The organism is Micromonospora sp. NPDC023869 (assembly GCF_055559695.1).
Genome location: NZ_JBVHKD010000006.1, coordinates 362,560 through 379,387, shown reverse-complemented (window position 1 = coordinate 379,387; position 16,828 = coordinate 362,560). Strand labels below are relative to the sequence as shown.

15 protein-coding genes are annotated in these 16,828 nt (G+C 74.7%); 11 read left to right on the top strand and 4 right to left on the bottom strand.

From position 1 onward, the window contains the following. Positions 1 to 74 precede the first annotated feature (74 nt). The 7 genes from ACZ31C_RS19570 (at position 75) to ACZ31C_RS19540 (ending at position 6,326) form a co-directional block, all read left to right on the top strand. Positions 75 to 929 carry an AfsR/SARP family transcriptional regulator gene (locus ACZ31C_RS19570; protein ID WP_465796505.1) on the top strand — a complete coding sequence of 285 codons (855 nt, stop codon included), beginning with the start codon at positions 75 to 77 and terminating at the stop codon, positions 927 to 929. Positions 930 to 943: 14 nt separating this feature from the next. Next, positions 944 to 2,017: a phosphotransferase family protein gene (locus tag ACZ31C_RS19565; RefSeq protein ID WP_465796504.1), complete on the top strand. Its 1,074-nt coding sequence runs from the start codon at positions 944 to 946 to the stop codon at positions 2,015 to 2,017. Between the two features lie 67 nt (positions 2,018 to 2,084). Continuing rightward, positions 2,085 to 2,618, top strand: coding sequence for a flavin reductase family protein (locus ACZ31C_RS19560; RefSeq protein ID WP_396753033.1), 534 nt, complete (start codon positions 2,085 to 2,087; stop codon positions 2,616 to 2,618). Further along, a complete protein-coding gene (locus ACZ31C_RS19555; protein ID WP_465796503.1) occupies positions 2,615 to 3,667 on the top strand; it encodes an LLM class flavin-dependent oxidoreductase in 1,053 nt (350 codons plus the stop codon). Before ACZ31C_RS19560 ends, ACZ31C_RS19555 begins: the two co-directional genes overlap by 4 nt. Positions 3,668 to 3,676: 9 nt before the next feature. Next, positions 3,677 to 4,594: an amino acid ABC transporter permease gene (locus ACZ31C_RS19550; RefSeq protein WP_465796502.1), complete on the top strand. Its 918-nt coding sequence runs from the start codon at positions 3,677 to 3,679 to the stop codon at positions 4,592 to 4,594. A 35-nt stretch (positions 4,595 to 4,629) separates the two neighbouring features. Beyond that, positions 4,630 to 5,388, top strand: a complete 759-nt coding sequence (locus ACZ31C_RS19545) for an amino acid ABC transporter ATP-binding protein (RefSeq protein ID WP_465796545.1) — start codon at positions 4,630 to 4,632, stop codon at positions 5,386 to 5,388. Between the two features lie 11 nt (positions 5,389 to 5,399). Then, the gene (locus ACZ31C_RS19540) at positions 5,400 to 6,326 is read left to right on the top strand and encodes an ABC transporter substrate-binding protein (RefSeq protein ID WP_465796501.1); all 927 of its coding nucleotides are present in this window, start codon (positions 5,400 to 5,402) and stop codon (positions 6,324 to 6,326) included. A gap of 13 nt (positions 6,327 to 6,339) precedes the next feature. Here the strand turns inward: ACZ31C_RS19540 and ACZ31C_RS19535 are convergent, their stop codons facing one another. After that, positions 6,340 to 7,371: a ketoacyl-ACP synthase III family protein gene (locus tag ACZ31C_RS19535; RefSeq protein WP_465796500.1), complete on the bottom strand. Its 1,032-nt coding sequence runs from the start codon at positions 7,369 to 7,371 to the stop codon at positions 6,340 to 6,342. Between the two features lie 262 nt (positions 7,372 to 7,633). Between ACZ31C_RS19535 and ACZ31C_RS19530 the strand changes: the two genes are divergently transcribed. From ACZ31C_RS19530 to ACZ31C_RS19515, 4 genes are read left to right on the top strand one after another with little or no spacing between them, the layout of a single operon-like run. Continuing rightward, entirely contained in the window at positions 7,634 to 8,638 is a 1,005-nt protein-coding gene (locus ACZ31C_RS19530; protein ID WP_465796499.1) for an acyltransferase domain-containing protein, read from the top strand. Positions 8,639 to 8,661: 23 nt separating this feature from the next. Then, a complete protein-coding gene (locus ACZ31C_RS19525; protein ID WP_465796498.1) occupies positions 8,662 to 9,930 on the top strand; it encodes a beta-ketoacyl-[acyl-carrier-protein] synthase family protein in 1,269 nt (422 codons plus the stop codon). Then, positions 9,927 to 11,138, top strand: coding sequence for a ketosynthase chain-length factor (locus ACZ31C_RS19520; RefSeq protein ID WP_465796497.1), 1,212 nt, complete (start codon positions 9,927 to 9,929; stop codon positions 11,136 to 11,138). Before ACZ31C_RS19525 ends, ACZ31C_RS19520 begins: the two co-directional genes overlap by 4 nt. Positions 11,139 to 11,169: 31 nt before the next feature. Beyond that, a complete protein-coding gene (locus ACZ31C_RS19515; RefSeq protein WP_465796496.1) occupies positions 11,170 to 11,433 on the top strand; it encodes an acyl carrier protein in 264 nt (87 codons plus the stop codon). A gap of 46 nt (positions 11,434 to 11,479) precedes the next feature. Here the strand turns inward: ACZ31C_RS19515 and ACZ31C_RS19510 are convergent, their stop codons facing one another. From ACZ31C_RS19510 to ACZ31C_RS19500, 3 genes are all read right to left on the bottom strand, one after another. Then, positions 11,480 to 12,430, bottom strand: coding sequence for an aromatase/cyclase (locus ACZ31C_RS19510; protein WP_465796495.1), 951 nt, complete (start codon positions 12,428 to 12,430; stop codon positions 11,480 to 11,482). Between the two features lie 85 nt (positions 12,431 to 12,515). Continuing rightward, a complete protein-coding gene (locus ACZ31C_RS19505; RefSeq protein ID WP_465796494.1) occupies positions 12,516 to 13,679 on the bottom strand; it encodes an amidohydrolase family protein in 1,164 nt (387 codons plus the stop codon). A 42-nt stretch (positions 13,680 to 13,721) separates the two neighbouring features. Continuing rightward, entirely contained in the window at positions 13,722 to 16,814 is a 3,093-nt protein-coding gene (locus ACZ31C_RS19500; RefSeq protein WP_465796493.1) for an AfsR/SARP family transcriptional regulator, read from the bottom strand. Positions 16,815 to 16,828 lie beyond the last annotated feature (14 nt).

The following is a 16,828-nucleotide window of genomic DNA, read 5'->3' as shown; positions in this document are numbered from 1 at the left end:
GGGTCACCGCCCCCAGTGAGCCCAACCGGGCTCGGTTCCGGCTGGAGCCACCGTCTCGACCGGGAGGTCCGGCGATGACCATCGACGTCCTGGGTGGCCTGCGGGTAGGTGGCCCCGGCGGTGACGCCGGACCCACCGCGCCCAAGCAACGACAACTGCTCGGTCTGCTGGTGCTGCGGGCCGACGAGGTGGTGCCGGCCACCACCTGCATGCGGGAGCTGTGGCACGACCAACCGCCCCGCAGCGCGGCGACCACCCTCCAGACGTACGTCATGCACCTGCGCCGGGTGCTGGCGCACGCCGACGTGCCGGCGCGGGTGGTCACCTGCGAGCGCGGCTACCGGCTGCGGGTCGACCCGCTCGACACCGACCTCGGCGTGGTCCGTGCGCGGGTGCGTGAGGGCGAGGAGCGGGCCGCGGCCGGCGACCCGACCCGCGCCGCCCGGTCGTGGCGGAAAGCGCTCGCGTTGTGGCGCGGTGCCGTGCTGGCCGACGTCCGCACCGGCCCCGTCGCCCAGCAGATCGCCGGTCACCTCGACCAGTGGCGGCTGCTGCTGGTGGAGCGCTACCTGGAGGCGGAGCTGCGTTGCGGCCGACACCGGCAGGTGGTGCCGACGGCCACCGCCCTGGCCGGCCGCCATCCGCTCAGCGAACCGATCCACGCGAGCCTGATCATCGCGCTGCACCGCAGCGGCCGGCAGGCCGACGCGGTACGGGTCTACGAACGGCTCTCCGCCGCGCTGCGCCGCGACCTCGGTGTCCCGCCCTCGGAGCCGCTGCGGCGACTCCACCAGGCCGTCCGCACGGGCGCGGCCTGGCTCGACCCTCCCCCGCCCGCCGCGCCGGTGCTCTGCCTGGACGCGCTCTGCGCGCTCGACGCCGGTCGGCGGCCCTTCCTCGTTCCCACGCCACCCGGTGGCACATCCTGATCGGAGGCGGTCCCGTGCCGATACCCGTGCAACGTGACCCCGAACTGACCCGTACCCGGCTCGCGCAGTGGCTGCGGGACGCCCTGCCCGTGCGTGACGTGGTGGTGGGCCCGGTGACCGTGCCGCGCACCGCCGGCTTCTCCGCCGAGATCCTGCTCTGCGACGCCAGGTGGCGTGCGCACGGCCGGGAGCGCACCGTGCCGCTCGCGGTTCGGGTCGCACCGACCGGGCACCGCATCTTTCCCGACCTGCGCTGGCGGGAACAGGTCGCGATGCAGGTGGCGCTCGCCGACACCGCCGTACCGGTGGCCCCGGTGCTCGGCCACGAACCCGACCCGCAGCCGCTGGGCGCGCCGTTCGTGGTGATGGTCCGCGTGGCCGGCGAGGTGCCGGCGGACCTGCCGTCGTACCACCGCCAGGGCTGGCTCGCCGACGCGACGCCCGCGCGGCAGCGGGCGGTGTGGTGGCGGGCGCTCGCCGCGATGAGCCGGCTGCACCGCCTCGACCCGGCGACCCTGCCGGTCACCGCCGCACCCACCGGTGACCCGGAGTTCTATGCCGGACACCTGGACCACTTCGGCGCCGACGGCAATCCGGCCGTCGCGGCGGCGTTGGCGTGGCTGCGCGCCCACCGGCCACCGGCGCCGGCCGCGCCCGCGCCGCTGTGGGGTGACGCCCGTCTGGGCAACGTCGTCTTCGCCGGAGACCGGCCCGCCGCCCTGCTCGACTGGGAGCTGACCGACGTCGGCCGCCCCGAGAGCGACCTGGCCTGGTTCCTGCACATGGACCGCTTCCTGAGCGCCGGCATCGGCACCGCGCGCCTGCCCGGCCTGCCGACCCGCGCCGAGACGGTGGCGTACTACGCCCGGCTGCTGGGCCGCCCGCTGGAACACCTGGCGTACCACGAGGTCGACGCGGCGTTCCGGTTCTGCGTCGTCACCGCCCGGGTGGTGCGGCTGCTGGAGGCAGGCGGCGTCCTGCCGCCGGGTGCGGACTTCCCGCTGCACCGCAACGCGACCGCACTGCTGCGCCGCCGCCTCGCGGAGGCCGGTGTCGATCTCTCCAGCGTCGGTGTACCTGGCCTCTAGCGAGGACCGCCAGTGTCGGCGGAGCGCGGGCCGTCCGCGCAGCAGCGCGCGGGTGGGAGGGGTACGCATGGCGGTCGACGCGTCCACGTTCCGGGCGCTGTTCGGCACGGTACCCGGCGTCGTGGCGGTGGTGACCACCCTGGACGGCGACGAACCGGCCGGGCTGACCACCAGCGCGGTGTGCGAGGTGTCGCTGGACCCGCCGCTGCTGCTGGTCTGCCTGGACGAACGGTCCCGCACCCTGCCCCGGATCCTGCGTAGCGGCGCCTTCACGGTCAACTACCTCGCCGGGCACCGGCGTGACCTCGCCGCCCGGTTTGCCGGCAGCGGCGCGGACAAGTTCACCGACGTGCCCTGGACGGGGTCGCCGGGAGCCCGGGGCGCGCCACGCCTCGACGACGCGTCCGCCGCCCACGCCGAGTGCACCGTGCGACACGCGGTGCCGCTCGGCGACCACACCGTGGTCGTCGGCCTGGTCGAGGCGGTCACGGTGACCGGGCACGCCCCACTGCTGTACCGGCGCGGGACGTACCGCGCCTGGTCCGACGCCGCCACGGTCGTACCGGCCGTGGCCCGTCCGAACCCGAGGGAGCTGGCATGAAGTTCGGCATCAACCTGTTCCCGACCGTCGGCCCGCAGGACAAACCGGCCGGGCAGTACTTCTCCGAGAGCCTGCGGCTGGCGGAGCTGGCCGACGAGTTGGGCTTCCACCACGTCAAGACCGTCGAGCACTACTTCTCCCCGTACGGCGGCTACAGCCCGGACCCGGTCACCTTCCTCGCCGCCGCGGCCGCCCGCACCCAGCGGATACGCCTGGTCACCGGCGCGGTGCTGCCCGCCTTCACGCACCCGGTCAAGCTCGCCGGCAAGCTCGCGATGCTCGACGGCATCTCCGGTGGACGGCTCGACGTCGGCTTCGGCCGGGCGTTCCTGCCCGACGAGTTCCACGCGTTCGGGATACCGCTGGACGAGAGCCGGGCCCGCTTCGATGAGGGGGTGGCCGCCTGCACGCTGCTCTGGACCACCGAGAACGCGGTGTGGGAGGGCCGGTTCCACCGCTTCGGCCCGGTCACCCTGCTGCCCCGGCCGGTGCAGCAGCCGCACCCCCGGATCCTGGTGGCCACCGCCAAGTCGCCGGAGTCGGCCGAGGCCGCCGGCCGCAACGGCCACGGCGTGATGCTGGTGCCCTCGATCAACTCGCGCGAACAGGTGCAGGACGTGTTGGCGCTGTACCGCAAGGCCGCGGCGGCGAACGGTTTCACCCCGACCGACGAGGACGTCCACATGAGCTACAACGCGTTCCTGGCCGAGGATCCCGACGAGGCGCGCAGGCTCGGGCGCGGCTACTCCGAACAGTCCCACCGGACGCTCGCCGACGCGGTGTCGGCCTGGGCGCACACCCGCAGCACCGACTACCCGGGCTACGAGAAGATCGTGGAGCGGGTCGGCAAGGGCGACTTCGACCGGCAGGTCGCCGCCGGCAAGGCCCTCGTCGGCTCACCGGAGCAGGTGATCGCGGCGGTGGAGAACATCCGCGAGTGGTTCGGCGACGTGACGCTGAGCCTGCAGGTGGTGTCCGGCAACGTCCCGTACGAGCAGGCCGCCCGCTCCCTGCGGCTGTTCGCCACGCACGTGCTGCCCCGGTTCTGACGGCCACCGGTGGCCACCCACACGGTCGTACCGACCGACACCTACCTCACCGCCCCGCCCGCCCCACCCGCGTACCGGCGCAGCCGCCGGGTCGCCGCGCTGGCCGGACTGGTGGTGCTGCTGTTCGCACTCCAGAACCTGGCCCGCAACCCCGCACTCCAGTGGGACGTGGTGGCCCAGTACCTCACCGCCGACGTGATCCTCGACGGGCTCCGGATCACCCTCCTGCTCACCGCGATCGCGCTGGTCGGCGGCTTCGCCCTGGGTACGCTGCTGGCGGTCATGCGGCTCTCCGGCAGCCTGCTGCTGTCGTCGGTGAGCTGGGGGTACACCTGGCTGTTCCGGTCCGTGCCGATCCTGGTGCAGCTGTTGTTCTGGTACAACATCTCGCTGCTCTACCCTCGCATCACCGTCGAGGTGCCGTTCGGCCCGACCCTGCTGGACGTGCAGACCCGAGGTCTGATCAACGGCTTCCTCGCCGCGGTCATCGGGCTGACCCTGCACGAGGCGGCGCACGCCAGCGAGATCGTGCGCGCCGGCCTGTTGTCGGTGGACAAATCGCAGACCGAGGCGGCCCAGGCGCTGGGACTGTCGCGGACGCGGACGTTGTGGCGCATCGTGCTGCCACCGGCGATGCGGGCCATCGTGCCGCCCTCGGCGAACCAGGCCGCCGCGCTGCTCAAGGGCACCTCGGTGGTGAGCGTGATCGCCGGACAGGACCTGCTCTTCTCCGTCCAGCTGATCTACAACCGCAACTACCTGGTGATTCCGCTGCTGCTGGTGGCGACGCTGTGGTATCTGCTGTTCACCACCATCCTCAGTGGACTTCAGTATCTCCTCGAACGCTACTTCGGACGCGGCAGCGGCCGGAACGGCCTGCCCCTGCGCGCCCGCCTGCGTGCCCTGGCCGACGGAGCGCAACGGTGAGCGCCACGGTGCACGACGACGACCCGCTCCGGCCGATGGTGCAGCTCGTCGGCGTCCGCAAGGCGTTCGGCGCCACCACCGTGCTCGACGGCGTGGACCTCACCGTCGACCGGGGGACCGTCACCTGCGTCGTCGGCCCGTCCGGCTCGGGCAAGAGCACGTTGCTGCGCTGCGTCAACCGTCTCGAACGCGCCGACGCCGGCATGGTCCTGGTCGACGGCCGTCCGGTCGGCCACGTGCTGCGACGCGGCCGACTGGTCGAGGCGTCGCCACGGCTGCTGGCCCGGCACCGTACCGAGGTCGGGATGGTGTTCCAGGCGCTGAACCTGTTCCCGCACCTCACCGTCGTCCAGAACCTCGTGGAGGCGCCCATCGCGGTGCAGCGGCTGCCCCGCGACGCGGCCGTCGCCCGCGCCCGCGAGTTGCTGGACCGGGTCGGCCTGGCGCACAAGGAGCGTGCCTACCCGCGCGAGCTGTCCGGCGGTGAACAGCAACGCGTCGCCATCGCCCGCGCCCTGGCGCTGCGTCCCAAGGTCATGCTCTTCGACGAGCCGACCAGCGCGCTGGATCCGGAACTCATCGGCGAGGTGCTCTCGGTGGTCCGCGACCTCGCGTCGGGCGGCATGACGATGCTGATCGTCACCCACGAACTGCGCTTCGCCGCCGAGGTCGCCGACGAGATCGTCGTCATGGACCGCGGTCGCATCGTCGAGCAGGGGCCGCCCGCCACGATGCTCGACCGCCCTCGTGAGGAGCGCACCGCGCGGTTCTTCGCCACCATCCTCAACCGTTGAAGGAGACGAAGGTGCATTTGTCGCGTCACACCCGCTGGATGGTCGCCGTGACGGCGACCGCCGTGCTCGGCCTGCTGACCGGGTGCGTCCACGCCGCGCCGGCCCCCACCGGTGGGGAGGCCCCCGCCGACCTCGGTGCCCAGGACGTGGTGTCGCAGGTGCAGGCCGCACCGGACATCGCGGCGCTGCTGCCGGCCGAGATCCGTGAGCGGGGTCGGCTGACCGTCGGCTCGGCGGTGGGCACCCCGCCGATCGCCTTCCACCCTCAGGACGGCGGCCCGCCGCGCGGCGTCGACATCGACATCGCCGACGCCGCCGCCCGGGTCCTCGGCCTGACCGTCAGCCGCGAGCAGGTCAGCGGCGCGTCGCTGCTGACCGGGCTGACCGCCGGCCGGTTCGACGTCGGCACCGCGAACTTCGCGGTCACCGAGGAACGCAAGAAGGTGCTGGACTTCACCGTCTACCTCACCGACGGCACCGGCTTCATGGTCCGCGACGACAGCTCGTTGCGCGAGGTCACCGACGTGTCCCAGTTGTGCGGGCTGACCATCGGCACCGGCGTGGGCAGCACCTTCGAGCAGGACCTGCGCCAGCGGGAGCGGGTGTGCGTCGACGCCGGCAAACCGTACAAGATCAGCACCTACAGCGACGCCGCCGCGCACTTCCTGGCCCTGCGGGAGGGCCACGTCGACATCCTGGTCAGCACCTCCAGCGTGCTGCGCTACGCCGCGAGCCAGCAGCCCGGGCTGCGTTTCGTCGGCGAACTGGGCCGCCGCGACGTGGGCCTGGCCACCAGCAAGGGCGCCGGTCTCGCCGAACCGCTGCGGGCCGCGGTGGACCGGCTGATCGCCGACGGCACGTACCGCCGGATCCTGACCAAGTGGCACCTGGAGTCCAGCGGGGTCGACCGGTCCACGGTCAACCCGGCGGCGGCCTGAGGCGTACCGCGACTCACCCCGCCCATCCCGGCACCTCGTCGATCTCCAGCACCGCGCAGGTCCACGTGTATCCCGCTCCGACCCCGGCGAGCAGCACCCGCTCGCCGGGGCGCAGCGTCCCGGTCTCCACCAGATGCGCGAGCCCGCTGAACTGGTCGCCGGCCCCGAGGTGGCCAACCGTGCTGGCCCAGGCCCAGGTGGTGACGGCCCGGTCCACCTGCCACGGCCGCAGGTACGACGAGGTGAGCCGGCGCAACCCGAAGTGCGGCAACACGTACCGGTCCACGTCGGCGAAGCGCAGTCCCGCCTCGGCGAGTGCCCGGTCCACCGCCTCCGACTGACCGGCCACCACCCGACTGATGCTGTACGACACCCCGGTGCGGGCGACGAACGCCTTCTTGACCGCGTCCAGGTCCACCGGCTGTCGCTGGGCCAGCGGCGCGGCGCCGAACGGGTCGTCGCCACGGTGCAGACCCTCCAGGTCCGGCTCGGAGACCGTCACCAGACTCAGCAGGCGCGCGAACCCGGTGTGCCGGGAGAGCACCAGGGCCGTACCGGCGTCGCCGTACACGGTGCCGGGGTCGCTGTTCCACCTGTCGAAGCCCGGTGGGCAGAAGCGGTCCCCGGTGGTGAGCAGCGCCGCGGCCCGTCGCGGCGCGGCGGTGAGGTACGCCGCCGCGAGGTCGAGGGCGGCGAGTCCACCGTTGGAGAGCTGGCGGACCTCCATCGCCGGACAGCGGTTGCCGAGCACCATCCGCTGGATGTAGGACGCTGGCGCCCACACGTCGTGTCCCTGGTGGTAGACGGTGGCGTGCAGCAGCAGCGCCACCTCGTCCGGGGTGTGCCCGGAGCGCTTGACGGCCAGCTCGGCGGCGCGTACCGCCAGCTCCGGCCCGGACTCCTCGGTCGACACGCTCACCGCGTCCAGGCCGGTCTGCGTCGCGAGCCGCTGGCTGCACCGGCCGTCGGCGACCGCGTCGACGACCCGCGTCCGCCCCGGCACGTACGCGGCCACGCCGGCCACCCGGATTCCGTCGAATCGCATCTGTCTGCCGCTCCCTCGGATCACCGGATCGCGACGGGCGCCGCGCGTCCACCGCCGCCGGATCGTCGCTCGTGGCGTCGGTCCGGCGGCGGATCGCCGGCCGGTCGTGGGGCGGGCGATGGCGCGGAGCGCGCCGGGGGTTCGCCTCGGCACCGCCGTCGCGTACCGCCACGGTCGCGCGCCGTGCTCGGCCGGGACTCGAGAACCCGTCGAGCGGGTACGCCTTGAGCCGCCCTCAAGTGACAGGTGCGACGGTCGGGGCATGTCCGCACCCACGACCCGACGCGTGGCCCTGCTCCTCCCCGGCCAGGGCGCCCAACGACCCGGCATGGCGGTCGGCCTCTATCACGGACACCCGGGCTTCCGCCGCCACGCCGACGAGGTGTTCGCGCTCTGGGGTCCGGAGGGCGACGCGATCCGCGCCGACTGGCTCACCGACCACCCGGCCGTACCCCTGGACGACCTGCGTCGCGCGCAGCCGCTGCTCTTCGCGATCGGCTGGGGACTCGGGCGGACGCTGCTCGACGACGGCCCGGAGCCGGTGGCCCTGCTCGGCCACAGCGTCGGCGAGATGGTGGCGGCGACGCTCGCCGACGTGCTGAGCCTGCCCGACGCGGCACGCGTGCTCCGCGACCGGCTCGGGCACCTCGCCGACGCGCCGCCCGGCGGCATGCTCGCCGTCGCGGCCACCCCCGACCAGGTGCGGCCGTACCTCGGTGACGGGGTGGTCGTCGGCGCGGTCAACGGGCCGGGGCAACTGCTGCTCGCCGGCCCGGAGACGCCCCTGACCCACGTCGAGCAGCGACTGCGCGCCGACGCCGTGACCTGCCGCCGGGCCCGGTCGACCACCGCGTTCCACAGTCCGTCGCTCGCCGTCGCCGCCGCGCGCGCCGAACCGCTGCTGCGTTCGCTGCCGCTGCGCCCGCCGCGCCTGCCGCTGTACTCCTGCTACACCGGCCGCCTGATGACCGCCGAGGTGGCCACCGACCCGGCCTACTGGGCCGCCCAACCGGCCGCACCGGTCCAGTTCGGCGCCGCGCTGGACGCCCTGCTGGCCACGGCGCCGCAGGTGCTCGTCGAGGCCGGTGCGCCGCACGGGCTCACCGCGCTGGCCCGCCGCCACCCGGCGGTGCGGCAGGGCCGGTGCGTGGCGCTGGCCGCGCTCCCGGCCCACGCCGGCAGCCGCGACGCGGACCTGGCCGCCGTCGCCACGGCTCACACCGCCGTGGGCGGCCTCCGTTTCCAGGAGGGCTCGACCGTCGCTTGAGCACCGGCTGCGACCGTCGGAGCATGAGCCGTCGCGTGGTCGTCACCGGACTCGGGGCCGTCGCCCCGGGTGGTAGCAACGTCAAGCAGTTCTGGGACCTGCTCTCCTCAGGCCGCACCGCAACCCGGGGCATCACCGCCTTCGACCCGTCGCCCTACCGCTCGCGCATCGCCGCCGAGTGCGACTTCGACCCGGTCGAGGCCGGGCTCGGCCCACAGGAGGCCCGGCGGATGGACCGGGCCACGCAGTTCGCCGTGGTCGCCGCCCGGGAGGCGGTCGCGGACAGCGGACTCGACCTGCCGGGCGAACAGGGCCACCGGGTGGCGGTGTCGCTGGGCTGCGCGGTCGGCTGCACCACCAGCATGGAGCGGGAGTACGTCGTGCTCAGCGACGGCGGCCGGTCCTGGCTGGTCGACCCGACGTACGCGGTACCGCAGCTCTACGACTGGTTCGTGCCCAGCGCGGTGGCGGCCGAGGTGGCACACGTCGTCGGCGCGCAGGGACCGGTCGCCCTGGTCTCCGACGGCTGCACCTCCGGCCTCGACGCGGTCGGGCACGGCGCCGAGCTGATCCGCGAGGGCAGCGCCGACGTGGTGGTCACCGGCGGCACCGACGCGCCGATCTCACCGATCACCCTGGCCTGCTTCGACGCGATCAAGGCCACCAGCCCGCGCAACGACGATCCGGAGCACGCGTCGCGTCCCTTCGACTCCACCCGCAACGGCCTGGTGCTCGGCGAGGGCGCCGGGGTGCTGGTCCTGGAGGAGCTGGAGCACGCCCGCCGCCGGGGGGCACCGGTGTACGCCGAGGTCGCCGGCTTCGGCAGCCGCTGCAACGGCTACCACATGACCGGCCTGCGCGCCGACGGCGTGGAGATGGCCGAGGCGATCCGGGTGGCGTTGACCGAGGCGCACCTGGCACCCGAGCAGGTCGACTACGTCAACGCCCACGGGTCCAGCACCAAGCAGAACGACCGGCACGAGACGGCGGCCTTCAAACGCAGCCTCGGCGAGCACGCCTACCGGGTACCGGTCAGCTCGATCAAGTCCATGATCGGGCACTCGCTCGGCGCGATCGGTGCGCTGGAGCTGGTGGCCTGTGCGCTGGCGATGGAGCACCACCTGGTGCCGCCCACGGCCAACCTGCACGTCCCCGACCCCGAGTGCGACCTCGACTACGTGCCGAACGTCGCCCGCGAACACCGCACCGACACGGTGCTGAGCGTCGGCAGTGGATTCGGCGGCTTCCAGAGCGCGGTGGTGCTGGCCCGGCCCGATCGGCGGGCGGCGTGAACGCCCCGGTTGTGACCGGACTCGGCGTGGCCGCGCCCACCGGTCTCGACGTCGAGGCGTACTGGCGGGCCACCGTGCAGGGGCGCAGCGGCATCCGGTCGATCACCCGCTTCGACGCCACCGGCTACCCGCTGCGGGTCGCCGGTGAGGTGCCCGACTTCGTCGCCGAGGAGCACCTGCCGGGCCGGCTGCTGCCCCAGACCGACCGGATGACCCGACTCAGCCTGTACGCGGCCGAGCAGGCCCTGACCGACGCCGGGGTGCCGGCGGTCGAGGGCGTCCGGTACGACGTCGGCGTGGCCACCGCCTCCTCGATGGGCGGCTTCGAGTTCGGGCAGCGGGAACTGGAGAACCTCTGGAGCAAGGGCGGCAGCCACGTCAGCGCCTACCAGTCCTTCGCCTGGTTCTATGCGGTCAACTCGGGCCAGATCTCGATCCGGCACAACCTGCGGGGGCCAGGTGCCGCCCTGGTGACCGACCACGCGGGCGGGCTCGACGCGATCGGGCACGCGCGACGGCAGATCCGTCGGGGCACCCCGGTGGTGCTCACCGGCGGCGTCGACGGCGCACTCTGCCCGCTCGGCCTCGCCGGTTGGCTCAGCACCGGCGGGTTCAGCACCCGCACCGACCCGCGACGGGCGTACCTGCCGTTCGACGCGGACGCCGACGGTGCCGTGCCCGGCGAGGGGGGCGCGCACCTGGTGTTGGAGGACGCGGAATCCGCGCGGGCCCGGGGCGCCCGGATCTACGGCGACCTGGCCGGCTACGCCGCGACGTTCGACCCGGCTGGTGTGCCCGCGACCGGGCTGCGCCGGGCGGTCACCGGCGCGTTGCGCGACGCCGGCATCACGCCCGCAGACGTGGACCTGGTCTTCGCCGACGGCGCCGGTGACCGCGCGGCCGACCGGACCGAGGCGGCCGACCTGGCGGAGGTGTTCGGGCCACGGCGGGTGCCGGTCACCGCGCCCAAGAGCACGGTGGGCCGGCTCCAGGCCGGTGCCGCCGCACTGGATCTCGCCACCGCGCTGCTCGCCATCCGCGACGGCGTCGCGCCGCACACCGTCGGTGTGGACGCTCCCGCCCCCGACTGCCCGATCGACCTGGTCACCGGCGAGCCCCGGTCGCTGCCGCTGCACCACGTGCTGGTGGTGGCCCGGGGCCGGGGCGGCTTCAACGCCGCCGCCGTGCTCCGCCGCGTCGCCCCGTGACCCGGACCGACACCGACCCGAAAGGACGCCCATGACCGCCGACCAGCCGCTCCACCTCGACGACCTGCGCCGCATCCTGCGCGCCTCGGCCGGCGAGGACGACTCCGTCGACCTGGATCGCGAGATCCTGGACACCCCCTTCGTCGAGCTGGGTTTCGACTCGCTCGCCCTGCTGGAGACGGTCTCCCGGATCTCGCGCGAGTACGCCGTGACGCTGCCGGACGAGGTGGTCGAGAGCTGCGACACGCCACGGTCGCTGCTGGACTACGTCAACCGGACGGCGACCGGGGTCTGAGCAGCGTGACGGGCGCGGCGGGCCGGTCGGCCCGCCGCGCCCGCTCTCAGTCGGCGACCGGTTGCAGGTGTCGCCGCGCCTGCTCCAGCGTGCGACGACTGTTGGTGCCCAGCGAGCGGCGGACCAGGTCCCGGGCGTCGGCGAGGGTCGCCGAGTCGCCGAGCAACGCGGTCACCCGATCCGGGCGCAGCACCACCGTGTGCTGCGACGTGGCGACCACGCCCTCCCGGTCGGGGCGCAGCGTCCAGGTGCCGGTGTGCGCCGCGAGCAGCGGCGGCAGCACCGTCTGCTTGTAGACGATCCGGTCGGCGGGGAAGCAGACCCGTACCGACCTGGTGGTGTGCACGCTGTCGTCCGGCGCGACGGTGTCCATCTCCAGGATCTGTACGCCGGGCTCGTCCTCGGTCAGCTCCACCCGGGCCACGTGCGGCAGCCGTTCCCGCCACCGGTCGGCGTGGTAGAGGAAGTCGTACACGTCCTGCGCCGGGGCGGCCACGTACACCTCGTCGGCGAAGGAGAGCAGGGTGCCGTCCTCGGCGGACTCCGCCGCCGCGCGCAGCGCCGCCAGCTCGGCGGTGCTGTTGTGCTCGACGGCCCGCGCCACCCACTCGGCGGCCTCGGGGTCGTCGTCCACCACGGAGTAGTCGTGCAGCAGGACGACCCGGGTGCCGCCGTCGGTCGGTTCGAGCCGCCACTCGCCGCCCATCGAGGCCACCGGCGCTGCCGACACCTCCTGCCGGAACGTGATCCGGCCCTCGGCGGGCGTCAGCGTGCGCCGGGAGACCCAGGAGCGCACCACGCCGTTGGCGGTGGCCCACAGCCGTAGGCGTTCGCGGTGCTGCGGCCCGTCGGCCTCCCGCTCGATCAGGTCCACGTGGACGGTGGGGGCGAACGTGTACGGCCAGCGGGTGACGTCGGCGATGATCGGGTACACCGCGTCGACGGGTGCGCTCACGTCGACGGTGTGGCGTGTGGTGTGGACGGTGGGATCGGGCACGGGGGGACCTCCTGCCGGCTCGGTCGGGATACCCGCCGAGCCTCCCGCGCGCCGATCGACGTCCGATCCAGCACCGTTGGAGGAGCTACCGCACCCGCTGTCCGGCGCGCAGGACGGCGGCGACGCGCCGCAGCGCACCGGGCTCGACGGTTGGGTCCCCGTGCACCGCGAGCAGGTCGGCGTCGTACCCCGGTGCGATCCGGCCGATCCGGTCGGCGAGTCCGCAGACCTGCGCGGCCCCGGAGGTCACCGCCCGCAGCGCGGCCGTGGGCGGGACGCCGAGACCCACCATCGCCTCGACCCCGTACGCCAGCGACCCGTGCGGCTTGCCCGGCCCGCAGCCGGCGTCGCTGGCGCACGCGACGGGGACACCGGAATCGGCCACCCGGCGCAGGGCCGAGTGCACCGCCGCTCGGCGCGGGTCACCGCTGCCACCGCCGCCACCGTGTCCGGCGGTGCCGAGGGTGAGCGTGATCCGGGTCCCGGCCGCCGCCATCCGGGCCAGCAGCGGCGGGTCCGCGCGCACGCCGTCGGCGGTGACGAAGGTGCAGTGTTCGATGCCGTCGAAGCCGGCCGTGACCGCGGCGGCGATGCCGTCGGCGGCGTGGCAGTGGCCGGTGACCGGCAGCCCGTACCGGTGCGCCTCGCGCACGACCGCGGCCAACTCCACCGGACCGAACTGCATCTCGTGCGGCAGCGAACCCGGGGTGAGCTGGCCGCCGGTCACCACGACCTTCACCACGTCGACCCCGCGTTCGGCCCGGTGGCGCACCGCGGCGCGGATCGCGTCGACACCGTCGACCTCGCCGCCGAGGAACCAGCAGTGTCCGCCGTACGACGTGATCGGTGGTCCGGCGACGAGCAGCCGGGGCCCACGGTGTGGCGTGTCGGCGGTCTCGGCCCGGACCCGGAGCCCCAGGTAACCCCGGTCGCCGAGGTCACGCGCGGTGGTGACACCGGCGTCGAGCGTCGCCGTGGCGGCGGTCCGCATCCGGGTCAGCAGGGTGTCGTCGTCGGCGACGGCGAGACTGCCCATGGTGTCCGGCGTCGCGTCGAAGGCCAGGTGGACGTGGGCGTCGACGAGCCCGGGCAGCAGCGTCGTGTCGCCCAGGTCGACCAGCTCGGCGTCGCGCGGCGGCGGACCGTCCAGGACCGCCTCGATCACGCCGCCGGAGAGGAGCACGGTGGGCCGCGCCATCGGCACCGGGCGGACCCCGTCGAACAGTCGCCGTGTCCGTAGCGCGAGCATGTGCCCCCTCCGCGTGCCGCCGGTCGTTTCCGGGGCAGCGTGTCAGCTCGCGCTAGAGGTTCGCCGGAGCCCGGCGCCGACCTGCCGGACGTGCGCCTGTAGACGCACCGAGGCGGCGGCCCGGGCCGCACCGGCCGCCTCTCGGACGTGGTCGCGTGCCTCCCGGTGGTGGCCGCGCCGCTGCGCCAGCACGGCCAGCCCGGTCAGCGCCTCGCATCGCGCCTGCGGGTGTCCGATGCGCTCGGCCTCGCGCAACGCCCGCCGGTACTCCGGCTCCGCCAGATCCGCCCGGCCCTCGTCCTGGTGCAACGCGGCCAGCAGGTTGCGGGCGTTGACCAGCAGCGCCACGTAGCCGCCCTCCTCGGCGAAGGCCATCGCCCGACCGACGTGCCGGTGCGCCCGGTCCCGGTGCCCGGTGGCCCGACCGACCCGGGCCAGGCCGTAGGAGGCGAGCGCCACGGAGTGTGCCGACCGGGCGCACCGCCCGAGCCGCAACGCCTCCCGCAGCCACCGGACCGCCTCCCGGTGCGCGCCCAGGTCGCCGCAGACCGTGCCGAGTCGGGCCAGGATCTCCGGCTGGGCCGAGCAGGAACCGAGGCGGTCGCCGATGCGCGCCGCCGTCATCAGGTGTCGGCGAGCCAGCCGCAGGTCACCGCGCCCGTGGTGGGCCATCCCGAGGTGCAGCAGGCAGCGCGCCTGCGCCTGGCGCAGGCCGAGTCGCCGGCACAGCCGCAGGCCACGGTGCAGCAGGCGGATGGCCTCGTCGAACCGTTTCCGGGGGCGCTGGAGCCGATGCATGGCCAGCGCGGTGACCGCGACCATCTCCAGCGGTGCGGGACCGTGCCGGTGCAACCGGTCGCGGGCGTGCCGCAGGTGCGGTTCGGCGGCGGCCAGGTCGTGCAGGCCCTGCAACGCCAGGCCGAGGTTGAGCCGGGCGATCGCGGCGTGCACCGGCTCGCGGGCCGGATCGGTCGCGTCGACCGCGGCCTCGGCGGCCAGCCGCCAGTCGGCGTGGTGCCGGTCGGCTCCGCACGGGCCCCGCAGCGCGTCTGTCAGCCGGACCGCCAGCGGCGCCAGACCCGTGGACGCGGCGTGCACCGCGACCGCAACCAGGTTGCGCCGTTCCCGGGCCAGCCAGCCCCGGGCCGCCCGCCGCCCGCCGAACGTCGACGTCCGATGGGCGGCGGGCACCCGCACCACGTCCGGGTGGCAGAGCCGCACCGCCTCGTCGGCCGTGCGCAGATACCACTCGCCCAACCGGCGCAGCGCCGCCCGGCGGTACGCGGGTGCGTCCTCGGCGCGTCCCCGCTCGGCGGCGTAGCGCGCCATCAGGCTGTGCAGCCGTACCGCACCGTCGCGGCCCTGCTCGACGAGTTGGGCGCGGACCAGCTCGTCCAGCCCCTGCGCCGCGGTGGCGACCGGCAGACCGGCCAGCTCCGCGACGGTCTCGGCGCGGTGCGACACTCCCGGCACGAGCGCCAGCAGCCGGAAGATCCGCCGGGTACGCGCCGGCAGCGCGGTGTACGCGAGGTGGAACGCGGTCCGTACCGCCGCGCGCCGGCTGCCGGGCAGACTCAGCGCGTCGAGCGGATTGGCGCCGAGCAGCTCGACGAACTCGCCGATGCCCTGGGTCGGATGGGTGGCGAGGTGGGCACCGGCGATCCGTAGCGCCAGCGGCAGCCGGTCGCAGTGGGCGACGAGCGCGTCCAGCGCCGCGCGTTCCCGCTCGACCCGGTCCGGGCCGATCATGACGGTCAGCAGCGTCACCGCCTCGGCGGGGGAGAGCACGTCGAGGGCGACGACCCGGACGCCGGGACACGCGACGAGCGCCTCCGGCCGGCCGCGATGCGTGACGAGGACCGCGCAGTCGGCGGCGAGCGGGAACAGGCCGCGCAGTGCCGAGGCGTCGTGCAGGTCGTCGATGACGATGAGGACCCGGCGGCCGGCGAGGCGGCGCTGCAACGCGCGGGCACCGGCGGCGGTGGTAGCCGGTGGACGGTCCTCCCCGGCGGCGGTCAGCAGCTCGGCGAGGAGCTGCGACCAGTCACGGCCGGCGCCGTCGGCCTCGCTGGCGTGCACGTACCACTGGCCGTCGGGGAACCGGTCCCGCAGGCGGTGTGCGGTGCGGACCGCCAGCGCCGACTTGCCGACGCCGGGCGCCCCGGTCAGGCAGACCACCGGTGGACCGTCCGGCGTCGACCGCAGCGCCGCGTGCAGCTCCGCCAGGAGGTCGGCCCGACCGGTGAAGTCGGCGACGTCCGGCGGCAGTTGGCACTGTGCCCGCCAGCCGGTGCGGGCGGCCACCACGGGCGGGTCCGCCCGACCCTGCGGCGTCCGAGGTCGCGCGGTGTCGCCGGTCTCGGCGAGCAGCCGGCGGTATCGCTGCCGCAACTCCAGGCCGGGCGTCGCGCCGAACTCCTCGCGCAGCCGGTCCCGGGCCCGGTGGTACGCGGCGAGCGCGGCGGCCCGGTCACCGCTGCCGGCAAGCGCCTCCATGAGCTGTGCCCACAGGCGTTCCCGCTGCGGGTGGGCGACGACGGCGGTGCGGAGTTCCCCGACGACCTCGGCGTGCCGGCCCAGGGCCAGTTCGAGTTCGAAGCGCCGTTCCGTCAGGTGCAGCAGGTCCGCCACCAGGCCGGTGACCACCTCTTGCCGGATGCGTACCGACGGCACCAGGGCGAGCGGTTCCCCGCGCCACTCGGCCAGCGCCTGCCGTACCCAGTGCACCTCGGCGTCCGGCCGTCCGGCCCGTCGTGCCTCCCGGGCCCGGGTCGCCGCCTCGCGGTAGCGGTGCAGGTCCAGTGATCCGGGCGGCACGACGATGCGGTACGCGCCGGGCCGGGTCTCGATCGGCGCGGGCACCTCGGGGCGGATCCCGGCGAACAGGGACCGCAGCCGGGAGAGGTGCACGTGGAGGGCGGCCCGGGGGTTCTCCGGCGGCCGGTCGTGCCACGCCGCGCCGACCAGTTCCGGCGCGCCGACCCAGGTGTTCGCCCGCAGCAGCAGCGCCGCGAGGAAGACGCGTTGCTTCGGGGCGGTGACCGGCACCGGGTGGCCGGAGAGCGTCGCGACCAGGGGTCCCAGGACCCGGTACTCGTCGTCGGCGGTCTGCCCGCTTCCGGCTGTCGCGGTCACGCGGCCTCCTGGAC